This is a genomic window from Acidimicrobiales bacterium (genome assembly GCA_035531755.1).
In the GTDB taxonomy this organism is placed as follows: Bacteria; Actinomycetota; Acidimicrobiia; order Acidimicrobiales; family UBA8190; genus DATKSK01.
In genome coordinates this window covers 22,486-36,038 of sequence record DATKSK010000074.1, presented here as the reverse complement: position 1 = coordinate 36,038, position 13,553 = coordinate 22,486, and the positions used below count along the sequence as shown (strand labels likewise).

The following is a 13,553-nucleotide window of genomic DNA, read 5'->3' as shown; positions in this document are numbered from 1 at the left end:
CGAACCTCTTGACTGCCAGTCAAGCGCTCTACCAACTGAGCTACGCCCCCGGGGCAGCCCGTCACGTTACCAGCCGCCACGGGCACGCCCGGGTGGCTCCGAGGCCCCTGCCCTCGTCGCCTTCCCACACCGTGGAAACGGCGAGCCCGTCGGCAAGATGCAATGGCCTGCTCAGCGGTGCGGGCGGCGACGAGGGGTGCCGATGTCACGCTCCGGTAAGGGTTGGCGCAGCGGGTTCTGCGGCGTGGGGCTGCTCGACAGCGGCCGGCTCGGCAGCCTCTTCGGAGGTTCCTCCCCCTCGCCGAGATCGAACTCCTCCCTCTCGCCGGGATCGGACTCCACCGGTTCGGGCGTCTGAGCCCGCCGCCGGGGCCACCACCTCCGCCGCATCGAGCGGTGCCCGGGGCCCGGGGCCCCGTTCCGTAGAATCCGGGGATGGCCCGGGCATACGACGTGCAGGTGGTCGAGCGCAAGTGGGAGCAGCGCTGGGCCGACGCCCGCCTCTACGAGGTCGACGCCGGCGACCGGCGCCCGGCGAGCTACGTGCTGTGCATGTACCCGTACCCGAGCGGGTCGGCCCACCAGGGCCACATCCGGAACTACACCTTCGGTGACCTCATCGTGCGCCACCGGACCATGCAGGGGTTCGCCGTCCTGTCGCCCTTCGGCTTCGACTCGTTCGGCCTCCCGGCCGAGAACGCCGCCATCCGGACCGGCGAGCACCCCCGGGTCTTCACCGAGGCCCGGATCGCCGAGCTGAAGGCCAGCGTGCAGCGGCTGGGCGCCGTCTACGACTGGCGCCGGGAGATCCGGAGTCACGACCCCGCCTACATCCACTGGAACCAGGTCATCTTCCTGCGGCTGCTCCAGGCGGGCCTGGCCTACCGGGCCAACGCGCCCGTCAACTGGTGCCCCGGCTGCCAGACGGTGCTGGCCAACGAGCAGGTGCTCTCCGACGGTCGCTGCGAGCGCTCCGGCGACCTCGTGGTGCAGCGGGACCTGGAGCAGTGGTTCTTCCGCACCACGGCCTACGCCGACGAGCTGCTCGAGTCGCTCGACGCGCTCGAGTGGCCCGAGCGGGTCAAGACCATGCAGCGCAACTGGATCGGCCGGTCCGAGGGCGTGGAGTTCGACCTCCCCGTCGTCGGCGCCGAGGAGGAGGGCCCGGCCCTCCGGGTCTTCACGACCCGACCCGACACGAGCTTCGGGATGACCTACGCCGTCATGGCCCCGGAGCACCCCCTGGTCGACGTGCTCACCACCGACGCCCGGCGGGCCGCCGTCGACGAGCTGCGGACCACGGCCGCGGCCCGCAGCGAGCTCGACCGCACCTCGGAGGAGGGCGTCGACACCCTGGCCAAGCGGGGAGCGTTCACCGGCGGCCACGTCGTCAACCCGTTCACGGGCGAGCCGATCCCCGTGTACGTGGCCGACTACGTCCTCATGCGCTACGGCACCGGGGCGATCATGGCCGTCCCCGCCGAGGACGACCGGGACTGGGAGTTCGCCCGGGCGCACGGCCTGCCGGTGGTGCGCACGACGCAGCCGCCCGAGGGTTTCGACGGCGGCGCCTGGACCGGCGACGGGGTCAAGATCAACTCCGACTTCCTCGACGGCCTCGACGTCGCCGCCGCCAAGGAGCGGGCGGCCGCCTGGCTCGAGGAGCGCGCCATCGGCACGCGCACGGTCAACTACCGCCTGCGCGACTGGCTGGTCTCGCGCCAGCGGTACTGGGGATGCCCGATCCCCGTCGTCTACTGCCCGGTCGACGGCATCGTGGGTGTGCCCGAGGACCAGCTGCCGGTCCTCGCCCCCGACGACGTCGAGTTCCTGCCCACCGGTGAGTCCCCCCTGACCCGGCACCCGACGTTCCGGCACACGACGTGCCCGGTGTGCGGCGGGCCGGCCGAGCGCGAGACCGACACCATGGACACGTTCGTCGACTCGTCGTGGTACTTCCTGCGCTTCTGCGACCCGTGGGCCGAGGACCGCCCGTTCGACCCGGGGGCCGCCCAGCACTTCATGCCGGTGGACCAGTACATCGGCGGGATCGAGCACGCCATCTTGCACCTGCTCTACGCCCGCTTCTACACCAAGGCCCTCGTCGACGTGGGCCTGGCGCCCGGCGTCCCGCGCGAGCCGTTCAAACGCCTGTTCACCCAGGGCATGATCCGCATGGACGGCAAGAAGATGTCGAAGTCCAAGGGGAACCTCATCACGCCGGCCCGGTACTTCGACACGGTGGGTGCCGACGCGCTGCGCCTGTTCCACGTGTTCGCGGGCCCCCCGGGCGACGACATGGACTGGACGGAGCAGACCGAGAACGTCATCGAGGGCTGCGGTCGCTTCCTCGACCGCGTCTGGCGCCTGACCGTCGAGCCCGAGGGCGCCGAGCGCGACGGCGAGCCGTCCGCCGAGGACACGGCGCTGGCGCGCGAGACGCACCGGCTCGTCGCCAAGGTGAGCGACGACATCGAGCGCTGGTCGTTCAACACGGCCGTCGCCGCCTGCATGGAGTTCTCCAACACCCTGCAGCGCTACCGGCGCGAGGCGGTGGGCGGCGCGCACAAGGACACGTACGCCGCCGCCGCGGACGCCCTGCTCCAGGTGCTGGCGCCCATGGTGCCCCACGTCACCGCCGAAGCCTGGGAGCGCCGCCACGGCGAGGGGGCCATGGTGCACGCCGGGCCGTGGCCGGCCTTCGACCCGCAGCTCGCCCGGGCCGACAGCGTGACCATGGTGGTGCAGGTGAACGGCAAGGTCCGGGACCGGATCGAGGTCTCGCCCGACATCTCCGAGGCGGACGCCGCCGCCGCCGCCCTGGCCTCGGCGCGCGTCGTCGCCGACCTGGCCGGCACCGAGCCGTCGCGGGTCGTCGCCCGGCCGCCCCGCCTGGTCAACATCGTCCGCTGACGGGGGCCCGTGGCCGGCACCCGGCCCTGCTCCGGGTCCGCCGGTGGGCGGTCAGGACCCGGAGGCCCGGAACCCTTCGAGGAGGGCTCGGAGGCGGGACCGCTCCATCCGGTACGGCGCGTAGAAGCTGACGCGGGTGACCATGTCCCCGTAGCGCTCGATGATCTTCTTCGGGATCTCGTCGGGCTGACCGGTGACCGCGAAGGCGTCCAGCATGTCGTCGGGGATGAGATCGGCCATCTCGACCCACTCGCCGCGCTTGGACCGGGTGTTGAGCTCGGCGAAGAGGTCCCCCCAGCCGTGCAGGTCCAGGACGGGCCGGTAGGCGGGCGTGGACGCGTAGAACGCCAGTTGTGCCTTGACGGCCTGCGCGGCCGCCTGCATCTCGGCGTCGGTCGACCCCGTCACCATCATGGCGGGGTAGGAGATCTCGTAGCCCTGGCGCGTACGGCCGGCCTGGGCCAGGCCGCGCTCCAGGGCCGGGATCGTCACCTCGCGCATGTAGCGCGCCGTGGTGAACCCGTGGGCGAGCAGCCCGTCGGCGACCTCGCCGGCCACCTCGGTCATGCGCTCCCCGACAGCCGCCAGGAACACCTTGGGATTGCCGTGGGGGTTGGGGCCGGGGTTGAAGAACGGCGTCATGAGGGTGTGGGTGTAGAAGTCGCCGCGAAAGGCGAGCTTGGTGCCGTCGTGCCAGGCGGCCCAGATGGCGCGCATGGCGGCGATGAACTCCCGCATGCGCGCCGCGGGATGCGACCACGGCATGGAGTACCGCTTCTCGATGTGGGGCTTGATCTGCGAGCCGAGGCCGAGCATGAACCGGCCCTTCGAGAAAGCCTGCAGGTCGTTGGCGAGGACGGCGGTGCTCATGGGATTGCGAGCGAAGGCCACGGCGATCCCCGTCCCGAGCTCGACGCGCTCGGTGTGCTCGGCCGCCAGCAGCAGGGGCAGGAACGGGTCGTGGCCCGTCTCCGCGCACCACACGCCATCGAACCCGTCCTCTTCCGCCCGCTTCGCCGTGGCCACGGCGTCGCTCGGATCGAACCCGATACCCCCGTCGACTTGCATCGGCGCACGCTATCCGACGGCTCGTCGGGCGGCCCCGCACGCGGCGGCTCCCGCCCGGCGAGAGAGGGGCCGGTGCTTGCGGTTCGCGCCCGGACGGCCGACAATTGCCCCATGGTGCAGGACGCCCCGGACGGGCCCGGCCCGGTGTCGGACGGCCCGGACGATACCGACCGTGAGCCGTTCCTGCGGCGCGTCCTCGACGACTTCGAGGCCGGGCGCATCGCGCCCTACGACTACACCCGGCGGGTGATGGCCATCAACGCCGCCACCTCCACCGGCCAGATGGCGGCGATCGCCGACCAGGCGCCCGAGGGATCCGCCGGCGGCCCCGGCCCGTCGTCGTCGCTCCCGGGGCTCGACGCCGTCGACTTGGCGCTCTTGCACCGCCAGCACCAGCAGCCCGCGGGCCGGTCGGGCGGCCCCGGTGCGCGCTACGTCACCCTGGCGGTCGTCTTCGTGCTGTTCGCCGTGCTGATCGCCGTGGGGATGTGGTTGGCGTCGCACACCCACGCCGTCAGCTCGAACCCGAGCGGGACGATGCGGGGCATCGTGGCCATGGCGGTCGATCTGCGCTCCTGACGACGGCGCAGTCGACGACCCGTCGAGGCGAGGGCGGTCGACGTGGGGTCGCTCACGCGCCACCCGGGATGTCGATCCACCGTCGGTCGAGGTCCCCGATCGACGGGCATCCGAGCAGCCACAGGGTGCGGACCATCTCGGTGCGGAGGATCTCGAGTACGCGCTCGACGCCGGGTTGGCCGCAGGCCGCCAACCCGTACAGATAGGCGCGTCCGATCATCACGGCGTCGGCACCGGCCGCCACGGCCTTCACGACATCGCTGCCCCGCCGCACCCCGCTGTCCACGATGACGGCGGCGCGCCCGGCGACGGCGTCGACGATCAGCGGGAGCACCCGCATGGTGGCCGGTGCACCGTCGAGCTGGCGGCCCCCGTGGTTCGAGACGATGACCGCGTCCACGCCGGTCTCCACGGCGCGCCGGGCGTCGTCCGGCGAGAGCAGGCCCTTCACGGCCAGGGGCCCCGACCACTGCGTCCGGATGGCGGCGACGTCGTCCCACGAGAAGGGGGACGCGCCCATGGCGACCAGCCGGGCGGTCGGGGCGGCACCAGCGGCGCCACCTGCGGCGGCACCAGCGGCGGCACCAGCGGCGGCGGCAGCGGCGGTACCGGCGGCACCGGCGGCGGCAGCACCGGTCTCCCGGGCCGCGGCGCGTGCCCTGATGGCGGCGCGCCCCATGCCGACGACCCACCGCGGGCGGGCCGCGACCTGCGCGGCCAGCCGCGCCGCGCTCGCCGGCGCCAAGCGGAAGGGCGGGGCCACGCCGTGGCGCACGTCGCGCTCTCGGTGCCCGAGTGCCGGGGTGTCCATCGTCACCACCAGGCCCGCGTACCCGGCGTCCTGGGCGCGCTGGACGAGCTCGGTGCTCTGGGCCGGGCCGCCGGGCGAGTAGAGCTGGAACCAGAGCGGGCCGGTGACCTGTGCCGCCACGTCCTCGAGCGCGGTGCCCGCCACCGTGCTGAGCACCGACACGGTCCCCGCCGCCGCCGCGGCGCGCGCCACCGCGTGGGCGCCCTCGGGGTGCATGGCCCGCACCAGCCCGCACGGCGCCAGGAGGACGGGCATGGACAGGGGGGTGCCGAGGAGGGTGGTGGCCGTGGAGGGGTCGGGACCCGCTCCCGTCGTGCGGGGGCGGAAGGTCACCTCGCGGAACGCCCGTCCGTTCTCGGCCAGGGTCACCTCGTCCTCGGCACCGCCGTCGATGTAGTCGAACACCGCCCGCGGCACCGACCGGGCCGCCCGTCGCCTGGCGTCCTCCACGCTGTAGATGCGGGAAGCCTGCACCTCCACCCCCTCGGGCGCCTGGGCCCCGGCCGTGCCGACCGTGGCGTGGCCCGCCGTGGATAGTCTGCCTGCCGTGCGACGCCTCCTGTTCCTGCTGGCCCTGCCCATCGCCGCCCTCGCGTCCTGCGGGTCGAGCACCTCGTCGTCGGCCACCTCGTCGACGGCCCCACCGTCCACCGCCGCCCCCACGACCGGGACTGTCGCCGTCACGCCGGCGGCGGGCGCGGCCAACCCGCCTGCCATCACGGGTGCGACGAACCTGCAGGCCGAGCCCGTGATCGGGCCCGGTTCCACCCCGGCGCCGACCAGCCTGCAGACCAAGGACCTCGTCGTCGGCACCGGGACGACGGCGGTGGCCTCGAGCACCGTGCTGGTGCAGTACGTCGGGGCCGATTACGCCGACGGCAAGGACTTCGACTCGAGCTGGCAGAGCCACCAGGCCGCGTCCTTCCCGCTCGCCCAGGTCGTGCCGGGCTTCGCCCAGGGCATCGTGGGCATGAAGACCGGAGGGCGGCGCGAGATCGTGATCCCGCCGGCGCTCGGCTACGGGGCGAGCGGCGACCCGCCCGCCGTGAAGGCCGACGAGACCCTCGTCTTCGTCGTCGACCTCCTGCAGGTGCGGTAGCGGCCTCCCCTGGGCGCCCGTCGCCACGCACCGACCCGGGCTCCGGGCACCGGGGCCGGTTCAGCCCTCGCCGGGTGCTCGCCCCTCACCGGGCTCGCCGCGCAGGTACCGCTCGAGCTCGTCGGCCAGCTCGTCGCCCGTGGGGAGGTGGCCGAGGTCGAGGGGGTTGCCCTCGGCCGTGTCGACGCTGCGCTCCAGCTGCCGGACCATCGCCGTGTGCTCGTCGCTCTTGGCGATGAGGTCGTCGACCTGCCGGAGCGCCGAGTCGGCGGCGGTGTGCAGCGGGGTCGAGTCGAGCGACAGGCCCGCCACCGCCGCCAGGCCGTCGAGCAGGGCCGCGCTGGCCGAGGGGAACGCCATCCCCGACACGTAGTGCGGGACCCGGGCCCACAGGCCCACGGCGGGCACGCCGGCGTCGCCGAAGGCGAGCTCGAGGGCACCCCACACCCCGGACGGGACGTCGAGCTCCCCCTGGACGATCCCCACCCGCGCCACCAGGTCGGCGGAGGCCTGCGGGGCGGTGGCGGCCAGGCGCACGGGGCGGGTGTGGGGCGCCGGCGCCGGGAAGGCGCCGAGCCCCACGGCCATGCGGACGCCGAGCTCGCCGGCCAGCGTCACCACCGAGGCGACGAAGCTCGGCCACCGGAAGTCGGGCTCGGGCCCCACCAGGTAGCAGACGTCCGCGCCGGCCCGGTCGGTCCCGGCCCGGACCTGGATGACTGGCCACGTGAGCCCCACGTTCACGCCGTGGGCGATGTGGACGACCGGGCGCCGGGCGCGCTGGTCGATGAGCTCCTCGCCGTCGAAGGTGGCCGCCAACTCGGTGGGCCCGGCCGACAGCAGCGCGGTGACGGCCCCGTCGGCCCCCAGCCCGGCGTCGACCCACCCCTCGAGCGCCACCACCAGCACGGGGTCGACGAGGACGCGCTCGAGGTGGCGCTCGTAGAGGGTCACGGCGGGCGCGCGCCTACCGGGCGTCGAGGGCGCGCTGCGCCATCTCCGCCAGCCTGACCACGCTCTGGCCGAACTCGTCCACGCTCGACCGGTCCCCGGCCGCGGCGCCGCCGACGTAGCGGGCGTAGACGCCCTGGATGATGCACGCCAGCTTCCAGTACCCGAACGCAACGTAGAAGTCGAGGTGGGCGAGGTCGCGCCCCGACGCCGCCGCGTAGCGCGCCCGCATGGCGGCACGGTCGGGGAAGCCCGGCACCGTCGTCGGCGTCACTCCGAGCAGCGCCGCCTCGTCGCCCGGGTCGGTCCAGTACACCATCAGCAGCCCCACGTCGGCGAGGGGGTCGCCCAGCGTGCAGATCTCCCAGTCGAGCACGGCGCGCACCGAGCCGTCGGGGCCGAGGACGGTGTTGTCGAGGCGGTAGTCACCGTGGACGATGGACGTGCCCGCCTGCTCGGGGACGCCCGCGGCGAGCCGGTCGTGCACGGCGCCGACGACGGTGGCGGTGTCGAGCCCCGGCACCTGCGAGTTGCGGAACTGCTCGTACCACCGGCGCAGCTGCCGCTCGATGTAGCCGTCGCGCTTGGCGAAGTCTCCGAGACCGACGGCGTCCACGTCCACGGCGTGCAGCGCCGCCAGGGTGTCGGCCAGGGACTCGCCGGCGCGCCGCCGGGCGGCCTCGTCGAGATCGTGCTGGGCGCTGCGCGCATCGCGCACGATGAGGCCGTCCACGAACTCCATGACGTAGAAGGGCTGGCCGTTCACCTCGGGGTCCTCGCACAGCCCGTCGGTGCCGGGCACCGGGACCGCCGTGGGGCCGAGCGCGGTGATCACCCGGTACTCGCGGGCCATGTCGTGCGCGGTGGGAAGCACGTGGCTGAGCGGGGGCCGGCGCAGTGCGTAGACGTGGCCGGCGGCGTCGGCGACCCGGTAGGTCAGGTTCGAGCGACCGCCGGCGATCAACGAAAAGGACAGGGGGGGCTCGCTGCCGGCCACGTGGGCCGCGAACCACCGCGCCACGTTCCCGGCCGCGATGCCCTCGACACCACCTTGCACGCCGCCGTCGACGAGGTCCTCCGTCGTCATCGGCTGCACGCTACCCGCGGTGCTGCGGGCGACCTCGGTTGCGGACCGGACCCGGTATCGTCTCCCGGGTGATCGATGTCACCGATGCCACCTTCGAGCAGGACGTTCTCGTGCGGTCCGACCAGGTCCCCGTGGTGGTCGACCTGTGGGCGCCGTGGTGCGGGCCGTGCCGGACGCTCGGGCCGATCCTGGAGAAGGTGGTCGGCGCCAAGGGCGGCACGGTCGAGCTGGTGAAGGTCAACGTGGACGAGAACCCCCGGGTGTCGACCACGTTCCAGGTCCAGTCGATCCCCGCCGTGTACGCCGTCAGGGACCGCCAGGTGGTCGACGGGTTCGTCGGCGCCCTGCCCGAGGCCCAGGTCACGGACTTCGTGAACCGGCTGGTGCCCGAGCCCTCGGAGGTCGACACCCTCGTGGCGGCCGGCGACGAGGCCTCGCTGCGGCGGGCGCTCGAGCTCGAGCCCGACCACCCCGGCGCCGTGCTGTCGATGGCCCGGCTGCACGTCGACCGGGGCGAGCCGCAGGAGGCCCTGCGGGTGCTCGCCCGCGTCCCCGAGACTCCCGAGGTCCGGCAACTGGCGGCCGAGGCCCGCCTGGCGGCGCAGCAGGTCGCGGTGCCCGCCGACGGGGTCGACGTGCTGCTCGACGCCCTGCTGCCGAAGGTGAAGGACGACGAGGCGGCCCGCCAGGAGTTCCTGGACCTCCTCGAGACGCTCGGCCCCGACGACCCGCGCGCGGCGTCCTACCGCAAGGCCCTCGCCACCCGCCTGTTCTGATCCCCCCGGCGAGGGGGCCGACCCCGTGGCGCCCCCGCCACCCGGGAGCCGCCGCCCACCGCGCGTGTAGGTTCTCGCGGTGCACCTCCGGCTCGGCGACCGAACTCGCGATCTCGCCACGCGGAGCCTGGTCATGGGCATCTTGAACCGCACCCCCGACTCCTTCTTCGACAAGGGCGCCACGTTCGCCCTCGACGCCCTGCTGGCGCGCGCCGACGAGCTCGTGGCCGCCGGTGCCGACATCCTCGACGTCGGCGGGGTGAAGGCCGGCCCCGGCCCCGAGGTCACCGAGGCCGAGGAGCTCGACCGCGTCGTGCCGGCGATCGCCGCCCTGCACGCCCGGGTCGACGTGCCCGTGTCGGTCGACACGTGGCGGGCCTCGGTGGCGCGCGAGTCGTACGCGGCGGGGGCGGTCATGGGCAACGACATCAGCGGGTTCGCCGACCCGGACTACCTCGCTGCTGCCGCCGCCGCCGGCGCGGCGGTCGTGGCCACCCACATCCGCATCGGGCCGCGCATCGCCGACCCCGACCCGCACTACGACGACGTGGTGGCCTCGGTGCGCACCTTCCTCGAGGACCGTGCCGCCCGGGCCCGGGCCGCGGGGCTCGCCGCCGACCGCGTCGTCCTCGACGCCGGGCTCGACCTCGGCAAGACGGCGGCGCAGTCGCTGGAGCTGCTGCGCGCCTCCGACGTCCTCGCCGGCCTCGGGTACCCGTTGCTGCTGTCGGCGTCGAACAAGCCGTTCCTGGGCGTGACGCTCGACCTCGCCGTCGACCGCAGGGGAGAGGCCTCGCTCTCGGCGGCGGCCATCGGCGTGGCGCTCGGCTGCCGGATCGTGCGCGCCCACGACGTCTCCGGGACGCGGCGCGTGTGCGACGCCGTGGCGGCCGTGCTCGAGGCGCCATGAGCGCGGCCCCGTCGCCGGGCACCGCCCCGGCCGGGGACGGTCCGGGGCCGGCGTACCTCGTGCGCGGCGACGACGCCTCGCTGGTGGGCCAGCGTGCGCATGACCTGCTGGCCACGCTGGTGGGTGCCAACGACCCCGCCATGGTGGTCGAGGAGCACGGCGGACCGGGCGCCGACGAGCTCGAGGTCGGTCTGGTGGTCGACGCGCTCACCACGCCGCCGTTCCTCACCGACCGGCGGATCGTGGTGGTGCGCGACGCCGGGCGCCTGGCCGCCGCCGACGGGGCCCGCCTCGTCGCCTGCCTCGACGACGCCCTCCCCGGTGTCTGCCTCGTCCTGGTCGCCGGGGGCGGGACCATCCCCGCCGGCCTGGTGAAGGCGGTCGAGCGCCACGGCACGGTGATCGACACCGCCGTGGGCACGGGCCGGGCCCGCACGCAGTGGTTGGTCGAGCGCCTGCACGAGGGGCCCGTCAAGCTCGACGCCCGGGCGGGGGCGCGCCTCGGGGAGCACCTGGGCGGCGACGTCAGCCGGTTGCGGGGGATGCTCGAGTCACTGGCGGCCGCCTACGGCGAGGGGGCGTCGATCGACGTGGAGCGGCTCGAGCCCTTCCTCGGCGAGGCCGGCGCGGTGGCGCCCTGGGACCTGTCCGACGCCATCGACGCCGGCACCACCGCCGAGGCCCTCGTCGCCCTCCGGCGCCTGTTCAGCGCGGGCGGGATGCATCCGCTGCAGGTGATGGCCGTGCTGCACCGCCACTTCCAGGCCATGCTCCGCCTCGACGGCGCGGGCGTCACCACGCCCGAAGCGGCCGCCGCCTGCCTCGGCACGCGCAGCGTGTACCCGGCGAAGAAGGCGCTCGAACAGGGGCGCCGGCTGGGCCCGGTGGGCATCGGCCGGGCGATGACGCTGCTCGCCGATGCCGATCTCGACGTGCGGGGCCGCAGCGCGCTGCCCGAGGAGACGGTGCTCGAGGTGCTGGTGGGCCGCCTCAGCCGGCTCGGCGCCGGGAGGGAGTCCTCGGCCCGCCGGCCCCGGGCGGGGTCGTCGCGCCGGCGGTCCTGAGGATCAGGCGCCGCCCGCCGCGCCGGCCCGCCGCATGAGGCGCGACTTGCGGTTGGCGGCCTGGTTCTTGTGGATCACGCCGTTGGCGGCGGCCTTGTCGATGCGCTTGACGGCGGCCCGCAGGGCGGCGTCGGCGTCCTCGGCCCCGGAGTCCATGGCGACCACGGCCGTCTTGGTGCGCGTGCGCATCTCCGAGCGCACCGCCTTGTTGCGCAGGCGCCGCCGTTCGCTCTGGCGGTTCCGCTTGATCTGGCTCTTGATGTTCGCCACGTGGCTCTCGGCTGCTCCGGGACGGGCCGCCGGCGGCGCGTCGTCGATCGGGGGTGGGGAAGGGCCGGCCGGAAAGGCCCGGTGCGGCCTGCTCCGGTGGCGCCACCCGGCACCACCAGGGTCGCGATGGTAGCAGGGGGACGCCGCGGGCACCGCCGGCGGGGACCGGGGGCCGATCCCGGCGCCGGTACGCTCCGGGTGCCGTGTTGAGCCGCGACCGTATCCGCAACTTCTCGATCATCAGCCACGTCGACCACGGGAAGTCGACCCTGTCGGACCGCATCCTCGAGCTGACCCACGCCGTCGACCCCCGCCTCATGCGGGAGCAGTACCTCGACTCCATGGACCTGGAGCGTGAGCGGGGGATCACGATCAAGGCCCAGAACGTCCGGGTCCACTTCAAGGGCCACGTCCTGCACCTCATCGACACCCCCGGCCACGTGGACTTCGGCTACGAGGTCAGCAGGTCCCTGGCCGCGTGTGAGGGCGCCGTGCTCCTGGTGGACGCCTCGCAGGGGATCCAGGCCCAGACCCTCGCCACGTGCTACCAGGCCATCGAGCACGACCTCGAGATCGTGGCGGCCCTCAACAAGATCGACCTGCCCGCGGCGGAGCCCGACAAGTACGCCGGGGAGATCGAGCGGGTGCTCGGCATCCCGGGGGACTCGATCGTGCGCATCTCCGCCAAGACGGGGGCGGGGGTCGAGGAGCTGCTCGACGCCGTCGTGGCCCGGGTGCCGGCCCCCTCGGGCGATCCGGACATGCCGCTGCGGGCCCTCATCTTCGACTCGTCCTACGACCAGTACCGCGGGGTGGTGAGCTCGATCCGGGTGACCGAGGGCGTGCTGCGGGCCCGGTCGAAGGTGCGCTACATGCAGGCCGGCTTCTCCCAGGAGGTGGAGGAGATCGGTGTGCGCGCCCCGATCCCCACGCCCGTCGACGAGCTGGGTCCCGGCGAGGTCGGGTACCTCATCGCCGGCATCAAGGACGTGGGCCAGGCCCGCTCGGGTGAGACCGTCACCGACGCGGCGCGCCCCGCGGCCGAGCCGCTCGCGGGCTACCGCGACCCCAAGCCGATGGTGTTCTGCGGCCTCTACCCGATCGACGGGGACGAGCTGCCCGCCCTGCGCGAGGCGCTCGACAAGCTCCGGCTCAACGACTCCAGCTTCACCTTCGAGCCCGAGTCCTCGGGCGCGCTCGGCTTCGGGTTCCGGTGCGGCTTCCTGGGCCTGTTGCACATGGAGATCGTGCGCGAGCGCCTCGAGCGGGAGTTCGACCTGTCGCTCATCGCCACCGCCCCGTCGGTGGCGTACGTGGCGCACCTGACCGACGGCGGCGACCTGCGGTTCGACAACCCGAGCGAGATGCCCGACCCGAGCAAGCTCGACCACATCGACGAGCCCGTCCTGCGGGCGACGCTGATCGTGCCGTCGGAGTACACCGGCACGGTCATGGACCTGTGCCAGACGCGCCGCGGCGAGCTGGTGCGCATGGAGTACCTGTCGCCCGAGCGCCTCGAGCTCATCTACCGCATCCCCCTGGCCGAAGTCGTGGTGGACTTCTTCGACCAGCTGAAGAGCCGGACCAAGGGCTACGCCAGCCTCGACTACGAGGCCGACGGGTACGACACCGCCAACCTCGTGAAGGTCGACCTCCTCATCAACCACATGCCGGTGGACGCCTTCTCCACGGTGGTGCACCGCTCGCAGGCCGACACCTACGGACGGCGCATGACCGAGAAGTTGCGCGAGCTCATCCCGCGCCAGCTGTTCGACGTGCCCATCCAGGCCGCCGTGGGGGGCCGGGTCGTGGCCCGGGAGACGGTCAAGGCCAAGCGCAAGGACGTCCTGGCCAAGTGCTACGGCGGGGACATCACCCGCAAGCGCAAGCTCCTCGAGCGCCAGAAGGAGGGGAAGAAGAAGATGAAGGCCATCGGGCGGGTCGAGGTGCCCCAGGAGGCCTTCATCTCGGCCCTCCGGCTCGAGGACTGAGCCCCGGGACGGTGCCCGCGCGGTAGCACTCGGT

At 73.8% G+C, this 13,553-nt stretch carries 13 protein-coding genes; 8 read left to right on the top strand and 5 right to left on the bottom strand.

Translation table 11 applies throughout. The features are described from left to right. Window positions 1-202: 202 nt before the first annotated feature. Both VMV22_14790 and leuS read left to right on the top strand, forming a co-directional pair. Window positions 203-358 (top strand): hypothetical protein, encoded by a 156-nt coding sequence (locus VMV22_14790; protein ID HUY23597.1) that lies wholly within the window; start codon window positions 203-205, stop codon window positions 356-358. A 77-nt stretch (window positions 359-435) separates the two neighbouring features. Further along, a complete protein-coding gene (gene leuS, locus VMV22_14785) occupies window positions 436-2,913 on the top strand; it encodes a leucine--tRNA ligase (protein HUY23596.1) in 2,478 nt (825 codons plus the stop codon). Between the two features lie 51 nt (window positions 2,914-2,964). Here the strand turns inward: leuS and VMV22_14780 are convergent, their stop codons facing one another. Then, window positions 2,965-3,981 (bottom strand): LLM class F420-dependent oxidoreductase, encoded by a 1,017-nt coding sequence (locus tag VMV22_14780; protein HUY23595.1) that lies wholly within the window; start codon window positions 3,979-3,981, stop codon window positions 2,965-2,967. A 111-nt stretch (window positions 3,982-4,092) separates the two neighbouring features. Here VMV22_14780 and VMV22_14775 point away from each other — a divergent pair, with 111 nt between their 5' ends. After that, window positions 4,093-4,560: a hypothetical protein gene (locus VMV22_14775; GenBank protein ID HUY23594.1), complete on the top strand. Its 468-nt coding sequence runs from the start codon at window positions 4,093-4,095 to the stop codon at window positions 4,558-4,560. 52 nt (window positions 4,561-4,612) lie between these two features. Here the strand turns inward: VMV22_14775 and VMV22_14770 are convergent, their stop codons facing one another. Next, on the bottom strand, window positions 4,613-5,845 hold the full coding sequence (locus tag VMV22_14770; protein ID HUY23593.1) for an alpha-hydroxy acid oxidase: 1,233 nt from the start codon (window positions 5,843-5,845) through the stop codon (window positions 4,613-4,615). A gap of 73 nt (window positions 5,846-5,918) precedes the next feature. On the opposite strand from VMV22_14770, the gene VMV22_14765 reads away from it, so the two are divergent. Then, window positions 5,919-6,470 (top strand): FKBP-type peptidyl-prolyl cis-trans isomerase, encoded by a 552-nt coding sequence (locus tag VMV22_14765; GenBank protein ID HUY23592.1) that lies wholly within the window; start codon window positions 5,919-5,921, stop codon window positions 6,468-6,470. 60 nt (window positions 6,471-6,530) lie between these two features. Here VMV22_14765 and VMV22_14760 read toward each other — a convergent pair whose 3' ends face one another. Next, window positions 6,531-7,424 carry a PAC2 family protein gene (locus VMV22_14760; protein ID HUY23591.1) on the bottom strand — a complete coding sequence of 298 codons (894 nt, stop codon included), beginning with the start codon at window positions 7,422-7,424 and terminating at the stop codon, window positions 6,531-6,533. 13 nt (window positions 7,425-7,437) lie between these two features. Next, window positions 7,438-8,508, bottom strand: a complete 1,071-nt coding sequence (locus VMV22_14755; GenBank protein HUY23590.1) for a phosphotransferase family protein — start codon at window positions 8,506-8,508, stop codon at window positions 7,438-7,440. Window positions 8,509-8,576: 68 nt separating this feature from the next. Here VMV22_14755 and VMV22_14750 point away from each other — a divergent pair, with 68 nt between their 5' ends. The 3 genes from VMV22_14750 (at window position 8,577) to holA (ending at window position 11,258) form a co-directional block, all read left to right on the top strand. After that, complete coding sequence (locus VMV22_14750) at window positions 8,577-9,284, top strand: tetratricopeptide repeat protein (protein HUY23589.1); 708 nt, start codon at window positions 8,577-8,579, stop codon at window positions 9,282-9,284. Between the two features lie 133 nt (window positions 9,285-9,417). Continuing rightward, window positions 9,418-10,194, top strand: coding sequence for a dihydropteroate synthase (gene folP, locus VMV22_14745; GenBank protein HUY23588.1), 777 nt, complete (start codon window positions 9,418-9,420; stop codon window positions 10,192-10,194). Next, complete coding sequence (gene holA / locus VMV22_14740) at window positions 10,191-11,258, top strand: DNA polymerase III subunit delta (protein HUY23587.1); 1,068 nt, start codon at window positions 10,191-10,193, stop codon at window positions 11,256-11,258. The genes folP and holA overlap by 4 nt, the downstream gene beginning before the upstream one ends. A 3-nt stretch (window positions 11,259-11,261) precedes the next feature. On the opposite strand, the gene rpsT is transcribed toward holA, so the two are convergent. Further along, window positions 11,262-11,528 (bottom strand): 30S ribosomal protein S20, encoded by a 267-nt coding sequence (gene rpsT, locus VMV22_14735; protein HUY23586.1) that lies wholly within the window; start codon window positions 11,526-11,528, stop codon window positions 11,262-11,264. A 203-nt stretch (window positions 11,529-11,731) separates the two neighbouring features. On the opposite strand from rpsT, the gene lepA reads away from it, so the two are divergent. Further along, window positions 11,732-13,519: a translation elongation factor 4 gene (gene lepA / locus VMV22_14730; protein ID HUY23585.1), complete on the top strand. Its 1,788-nt coding sequence runs from the start codon at window positions 11,732-11,734 to the stop codon at window positions 13,517-13,519. Window positions 13,520-13,553: the final 34 nt, after the last annotated feature.